The organism is Geodermatophilus sp. SYSU D00766 (genome assembly GCF_054049915.1).
On the sequence record NZ_JBJGYI010000020.1, the window covers coordinates 82,005 to 88,510 of the forward strand.

Below are 6,506 nucleotides of genomic sequence, written 5' to 3' on the forward strand. Positions count from 1 at the left end.
CAGCCGACCAGAGGCGAGAGCACTGACCTCCACCGAGAACCCCCCCACCGAGAGCACCCCCACCACCCCCGAGCTAGAGCACGCCGAGACCGGCGCGCCGGCCCCCGAGCAGGTCGAGCAGACCGTCGAGGCCCTCGGCGGCGCCCCCGTCGAGGAGACCGCACCGCTGTTCAGCGACTTCGACGTCCACCCCGACGTCGTCGCGGCGCTGGCCGAGGTCGGCATCACCCGGACCTTCGCCATCCAGGAGCTCACCCTCCCGCTGGCGCTGGCCGGCAACGACCTCATCGGCCAGGCCCGCACCGGCACCGGCAAGACCCTCGGCTTCGGCGTCCCGCTGCTGCAGCGGGTCGTCCCGCCGGCCGAGGGCGGCGACGGCGTCCCGCAGGCGCTGGTCGTCGTCCCCACCCGTGAGCTGTGCGTGCAGGTCGCCCGCGACCTCGCCACCGCCGGGAAGAAGCGCGGCATCCGCGTGCAGGCCATCTACGGCGGCCGCGCGTTCGAGCCGCAGGTCGCAGCACTGCAGGCCGGCGTCGAGGTCGTCGTCGGCACGCCCGGCCGGCTGCTCGACCTCGCCGAGCAGGGCCACCTGGTCCTGGGCAAGGTCGGCGTGCTGGTCCTCGACGAGGCCGACGAGATGCTCGACCTGGGCTTCCTGCCCGACATCGAGCGGATCCTCGGCATGGTCCCGGCGAAGCGGCAGACGATGCTGTTCTCGGCCACCATGCCCGGCCCGATCGTCACGCTGTCGCGGTCGTTCATGACCCAGCCGACGCACATCCGCGCGCACGGCAACGACGAGGGCTCGACCGTCCCGCAGACGACGCAGTTCGTGTACCGGGCGCACAACCTCGACAAGCCCGAGCTGCTCGCCCGGGTGCTGCAGGCCCGCGGTCGCGGCCTGGCGATGGTCTTCTGCCGCACCAAGCGCACCGCCCAGAAGGTCGCCGACGAGCTCGTCGACCGCGGGTTCGCCGCCGCCGCGGTGCACGGCGACCTCGGCCAGGGCGCCCGCGAGCAGGCGCTGCGCGCGTTCCGCAGCGGCAAGGTCGACGTCCTGGTCGCCACCGACGTCGCCGCCCGCGGCATCGACGTCACCGGCGTCAGCCACGTCGTCAACTACCAGTGCCCCGAGGACGAGAAGACCTACGTGCACCGGATCGGCCGCACCGGCCGTGCCGGGCGCGAGGGCGTCGCCGTCACGCTGGTCGACTGGGACGACATCCCGCGCTGGCAGCTGATCAACAAGGCGCTGGACCTGCCGTTCGTGGACCCGCCGGAGACCTACTCCACCTCGCCGTGGGTCTACACCGACCTCGACGTCCCCGAGGGCGCCACCGGCCGGCTGCCGCGCGCCCAGCGCACCCGCGAGGGCCTCGACGCCGAGGTGCTCGAGGACCTCGGCGAGACCGGGAAGAAGACGACGGGCGCCGGCCGCGGCCCGGCCCGCGAGCCCTCCCGCGACTCCGCCCGCGAGGGCGGCGACCGCCCGGCCCGCTCGCGCTCCCGCCGCCGCACCCGCGGCGGTGAGTCCGTCGACGCGACGGTCTCCCCCGAGGCCGGCGCCGAGGCGGGCACGGCCGAGCCCGGCACCGCCGACACCGCGGGCGAGCCCGCCGGCGAGGGCGCCCCGCGGCGTCGTCGCCGCCGTCGCGGTGGCTCCCGCCGCGGCTCGGGCCGCTCCGCCCAGGGCGCCGGTCCCGACGCCGGCGGCGACGGCGGCGACTCCGAGTCCGCCGCCTGAATGACGGACCACCCTCCACCCCTCGCCTCGCACGCTCGGCGCGGGCCCGTGGAGGGTGGCCGTTCCAGCACGTCACCACGGCGGCGCACCCCGCCGCTGCGGATCTGGGTCTGGACGGCGGCCACGCTCGCGCTGGCGCTGGTCGCCGTCCTGCTCTGGCGGGGGTCCAGCGTCGCGGCCACCGACAGCACCACCGCCGCGCCGTCGCAGGTCCCTGACGCCGCGCCCGCCGGCGAGCTGACGCAGGCGTGGTCGGTGGCCGCCGACGCCGGGCTGCCGCGCCGGGTCGTGGAGAGCGGGCGGGTCGTGGTGCCCGACGAGCGCGGCCTGACCGCCGTCGACGCCGTCACCGGGGACGAGGCCTGGCACTACCGGCGGGCCGACGCCCGGCTCTGCGGCCTCACCGCCGTCGACGGGCTGGTCGTCGCCGTCTTCCGCACCGCCGACCGCTGCGACGAGGCGCTGGCGCTCGACGCCGCCACGGGGGTGCGCCAGTGGACGCGCAACCTCAGCCTGCGCGGTGACGCCACGATCGCCGGCACCGAGCAGGTCGTGCTCGCCGGCAGCCCCACCGGGATCGTCGTGCTCGACCCGGTGGGCGACAACGTCCGCTGGCGGGTCGCGGCGGGCGAGGGCTGCCGGATCGCCGCCACCGACGTCGGCAGCGCCGGGGTCGCCCTGCTGCAGCGCTGCCCCGGGACGGCGGCGGTGCAGCTGCGGCTGTTCGACCCGTTCTCCGGCCAGCCGCGGTGGACCCGCGACCTCGCCGTCCCCGAGGGCGCCCCGGTCCGGCTCGTCGGCACCGACCGTCTCGTCACCGTCGCCACCGGGGATGACCTGCTGGTGCACTCCCCCGCCGACGGGAGCCTGCTCCAGCAGCTGCCGCTGCCGGCCACCGACGGCGACCCGGCCACCGAGCCGCTGCTGCAGGGCGGCGCGGGCGACCTCGCGCTGGTGTGGGCCCGCGGCACCCTGTGGGCGCTGGACGGGGCGACCGGGCAGGCGCGCTGGCAGCTGCCCGCGCAGGGGCTGCCGAGCGGCGACGCCGGCACGGCCGCGTCCGGCGCCGTGTGGGTGCCCGAGTCCGGCGGCTTCGTGCTGCGCGACCTCGCCACCGGCGCCGAGACCGGCCGCGCGGCCGTCGACGGCGGGCTGGACCCCGGCGGGCAGACCTCCGTCGTGGGACCGGTGCTGGTGTACCGGCTGCCCGACCGGGTGCTCGCCTTCTCCTGATCGGAGGACCTCGCTGCGGGGAGGCCGGAGCGGAGGTTGACTGGGCGCATGGTCCTGCCCGGGAACCCCGCGCCGCCGTCGGTCACCCTCGCCGTCCCCTCCGACGACCTGCGGCAGCTGGCCGACCACGACGCCACCCCGCGGACCCTCCCGGGCCGGGCCGGTCCGCTCGCCGCGCTCGACACCGGCGGGGAGGGACCCCGCGGCACGGTCCTGCTGGTCCCGGGTTACACCGGCAGCAAGGAGGACTTCGCGCCGCTGCTGGCGCCGCTGGCCGGCCGCGGCTACCGGGTGGTGGCGATCGACCAGCGCGGTCAGTACGAGTCCCCCGGGCCCGACGACCCCGCCGCCTACACCGTCGCCGAGCTCGCCGCCGACGTCGTCGCCGTGGCGCACCTGCTGCGCGGGGAGACCGGCGTCCCGCACCTGGTCGGGCACAGCTTCGGCGGTCTGGTCGGCCGCGCCGCCGTCCTCGCCGACCCGGCCGCGTTCCGGTCGCTGACGCTGCTCGGCTCCGGGCCGGCCGCCCTCACCGGCCCGCGCGTGGCGCTGCTGGAGCACCTCGGTCCGCTGCTGGACCAGGGCGGCGTCGCGCTGGTGCAGGCCACGCTCGAGCAGCTGGCCATGACCGACGAGCGCGCGCTGGCCGTGCCTGCGCCGACCCGCCGCTTCTACGCCCACCGCTTCCTCGCCAACAGCGCCGCCGGGCTGCGCGGCATGGCCGCGGCGATGACCACCGAGCCCGACCGGGTGGCCGAGCTGGCCGCCACCGGCGTCCCGGTGCTGGTCGCCCACGGCGAGGCCGACGACGCCTGGTCCCCCGCCGACCAGGCCGACATGGCGCGGCGGCTGGGTGCCCGCCACGAGGTGGTCCCGCAGGCCATCCACTCCCCCGCCGTCGAGAACCCCCTGCGCACGCTGGACGCGCTCGAGGGCTTCTGGACCTCGCTGTGAGCCGGACGCGGCCCTCCGCGCGGGACTGGACGCCGGAGGAGGACCGGCTCGGCTTCTTCGGCCCCGACAGCGTCACCTGGCGGGTGCACGCCGACCCCGTCTACAGCGTCGGCGGGCTGCGGGCGCTGCTGCTGCAGGCCCTGCACCCCGTGGCGATGGACGGCGTCGCCCGCAACTCGGTGTTCCGCGAGTCACCGTGGCAGCGGCTGACCCGCACCGCCGAGTACGTGGACACGCTGACCTTCGGCACCCGCCGGGAGGCCATCCGGCAGGTCCGCCGGGTGCGCGGGATGCACCGGCGGCTCGGCGGCACGGAGGCGACGACCGGCCGCGCGTACCGGGTCGACGACGCCGACCTGCTGCTGTGGGTGCACGCCTGCCAGGTCGACTCGCTGCTCGACGTCGCCCGTCGCGCCGGCGTCGTCACGCCCGCCGAGGCCGACCGCTACGTGGCCGAGCAGGTGGTGGCCGCCGAGCTGATCGGCGTCGACGCCGCCGACGTGCCTGCCTCGGTCGCCGACCTCGCGGCGTACTTCGAGCGGCTGCGCCCGGTGCTGGCCCTGACCCCCGACGCCCGCGACGCGTGGCGGTTCATCGCGTTGCCGCCGATGCCGCGCTGGGTGCAGGTGCTGACCCCCGCCCGGCCGGCGTGGGGGTCGCTGGCGTCGCTGGCGGTGGCCACCCTGCCGCCGTGGGCGCGCCGGCTCGCCTCCCTGCCGGGCCTGCCGGTCACCGACGTCGCCGCGACGGCGGCGCTGCGGGCGTTCCGCACCGGCGTGCTCGCGCTGCCCGAGCGGACCCGCCGGTCGCCGATCGTGCGCGCCGGGTTCGAGCGGACGGCGTCGCCGACGGCGCTGGGCGCCTAGCCGCCGGGCTGGTCGAGGGTGCGCCGCGCCGCCGCGAGCACCGCCGCGGCGACCCGGTCCAGCGTCGGCGAGCGCAGCTTCCACTGCTGCCAGTGCAGGACGACGTCGACCGCGCCGGCCGGGTCGAGGTCGACGAGCTCCCCGGGCGGCTCCTGCTGCGCCGGGAGCATCCCCCAGCCGAACCCCAGCCGGATCGCGGTCACGTAGTCGGCCGAGGCGGGCACGTGGTGCACCGGCGGCGTGCGCTCGTCGACCCCGCGGGAGCGCAGGTAGCGGTACTGCAGGTCGTCGGTGCGGTCGAAGACCACGACCGGCGCCCGGGCCAGCGCCGCGGCCGTGACCCCGTCGGCGAACCACCGCCGGGTGCAGGCCGCCGTCGCCACGGGCCGGTAGCGCATGCTGCCCAGCCGGGTGACGGTGCAGCCCGGGACCGGCTCGGCGTCCCCGGTGATCGCCGCGGTCACCCGCCCCTCCCGCAGCAGCGCCGCGGTGCGCTCCTGGTCCTCGCGGTGCAGGTCGAAGGTGACCTCCCCGGCGAGCGGGGCCAGGGCCGGCAGCACCCAGGTGGCCAGCGAGTCGGCGTTGACCGCGATCGGCAGGGCGACCGGCCCCTGCTCGACGTCCCCGACCAGCTCGCGGGTGACGTCGGCGGTGAGCAGCGCCACCTGGCGGGCGAGCCGCAGCACCGCCTCTCCGGAGTCGGTGACCCGGACCGGCTTGCTGCGCACCAGCAGCACGCGGCCGGTCGCCGTCTCCAGGGCCCGGAGCCGCTGGCTGATGGCGCTGGGCGTGACGTGCAGCGCCCGCGCCGCGCCGTCCAGGGTGCCGGCGGTGACGGTCGCCTCCAGGGCGCGCAGCTGGCCGAGGTCGAGGTCCACCGCACCATCAGACCAGCTACAGATCCTGCAGGATCGTTGAGCGCGCTTTCCGCCGTCGGTGCCTAGCGTCGCCGTCGTGTCCCCCGCTCTCCTCGCCGCCGTCTCCGGTCTGGGCCTCGGCCTCTCGCTCATCGTCGCGATCGGCGCGCAGAACGCCTTCGTGCTGCGGCAGGGGCTGCGCACCGAGCACGTGGCCGCCGTCGTCGCGGTGTGCCTGGTCTCCGACGCGGTGCTCATCGCCGCGGGAACCGCCGGGGCGGGCACGCTGGTCAGCCGGGTGCCCGGGCTGCTCACCGTCGTGTGCTTCGCCGGGGCGGCGTTCCTCGCGGCCTACGGCCTGCTCGCCGCCCGCCGCGCGGCCGGGACGGCGGCCCTGGTCCCCGACGCGAGCGGGCGCCGCGCCGGGCTCGCGGTCACGCTGACCACCTGCCTGGCGCTCACCTGGCTCAACCCGCACGTCTACCTCGACACCGTGGTGCTGCTGGGGTCGCTGGCCGGCACCTGGGGCCGGCTGCGGTGGTGGTTCGCCGGGGGCGCCGCGCTGGGCAGCGCCGTCTGGTTCCTCGCCCTCGGGTACGGGGCCCGGCTGCTGCGGCCGGTCTTCGCCCGCCCGGTGGCGTGGCGGGTGCTCGACGCGGTCATCGCGGTCGTCATGCTGCTGCTGGCGGTGTCGCTCGTCGTGCAGGGCGTCCGCGGGAGCTAGATGTACTGACCGGAAACGTTGGTCGGGAGCGTGTGACCACGGGATCTAGTTGACGGATCTTGTGAGGGAGGACCTCCGGGCGTGGAGTGGAGCTGCTGAAGGCGACCACTGCCACGACACCGGAGGTC

The 6,506-nt window shown here is 76.9% G+C and carries 6 protein-coding genes; 5 read left to right on the forward strand and 1 reads right to left on the reverse strand.

Annotated features, from left to right (window positions below):
* The first annotated feature begins 208 nt into the window (after window positions 1–208).
* The 4 genes from ACI8AD_RS15510 to ACI8AD_RS15525 are packed head-to-tail and all read left to right on the forward strand — an operon-like array spanning window position 209 to window position 4,797.
* Window positions 209–1,744 (forward strand): DEAD/DEAH box helicase, encoded by a 1,536-nt coding sequence (locus tag ACI8AD_RS15510; protein ID WP_456871420.1) that lies wholly within the window; start codon window positions 209–211, stop codon window positions 1,742–1,744.
* Between the two features lie 48 nt (window positions 1,745–1,792).
* The gene (locus ACI8AD_RS15515; protein WP_456871413.1) at window positions 1,793–2,977 is read left to right on the forward strand and encodes an outer membrane protein assembly factor BamB family protein; all 1,185 of its coding nucleotides are present in this window, start codon (window positions 1,793–1,795) and stop codon (window positions 2,975–2,977) included.
* A 48-nt stretch (window positions 2,978–3,025) separates the two neighbouring features.
* The gene (locus ACI8AD_RS15520; RefSeq protein ID WP_456871414.1) at window positions 3,026–3,931 is read left to right on the forward strand and encodes an alpha/beta fold hydrolase; all 906 of its coding nucleotides are present in this window, start codon (window positions 3,026–3,028) and stop codon (window positions 3,929–3,931) included.
* Window positions 3,928–4,797, forward strand: a complete 870-nt coding sequence (locus ACI8AD_RS15525) for an oxygenase MpaB family protein (RefSeq protein WP_456871415.1) — start codon at window positions 3,928–3,930, stop codon at window positions 4,795–4,797. Before ACI8AD_RS15520 ends, ACI8AD_RS15525 begins: the two co-directional genes overlap by 4 nt.
* Here ACI8AD_RS15525 and ACI8AD_RS15530 read toward each other — a convergent pair.
* Window positions 4,794–5,675 (reverse strand): LysR family transcriptional regulator ArgP, encoded by an 882-nt coding sequence (locus ACI8AD_RS15530; RefSeq protein ID WP_456871416.1) that lies wholly within the window; start codon window positions 5,673–5,675, stop codon window positions 4,794–4,796. The genes ACI8AD_RS15525 and ACI8AD_RS15530 overlap by 4 nt on opposite strands.
* A gap of 76 nt (window positions 5,676–5,751) precedes the next feature.
* Here ACI8AD_RS15530 and ACI8AD_RS15535 point away from each other — a divergent pair, with 76 nt between their 5' ends.
* The gene (locus ACI8AD_RS15535) at window positions 5,752–6,378 is read left to right on the forward strand and encodes a LysE/ArgO family amino acid transporter (protein ID WP_456871417.1); all 627 of its coding nucleotides are present in this window, start codon (window positions 5,752–5,754) and stop codon (window positions 6,376–6,378) included.
* Window positions 6,379–6,506 lie beyond the last annotated feature (128 nt).

Excerpts from the sequence above, each read along its gene's own strand:
- ACI8AD_RS15520 (WP_456871414.1), top strand. The coding sequence starts at position 3,026 with ATGGTCCTGCCCGGGAACCCCGCGCCGCCGTCGGTCACCCTCGCCGTC.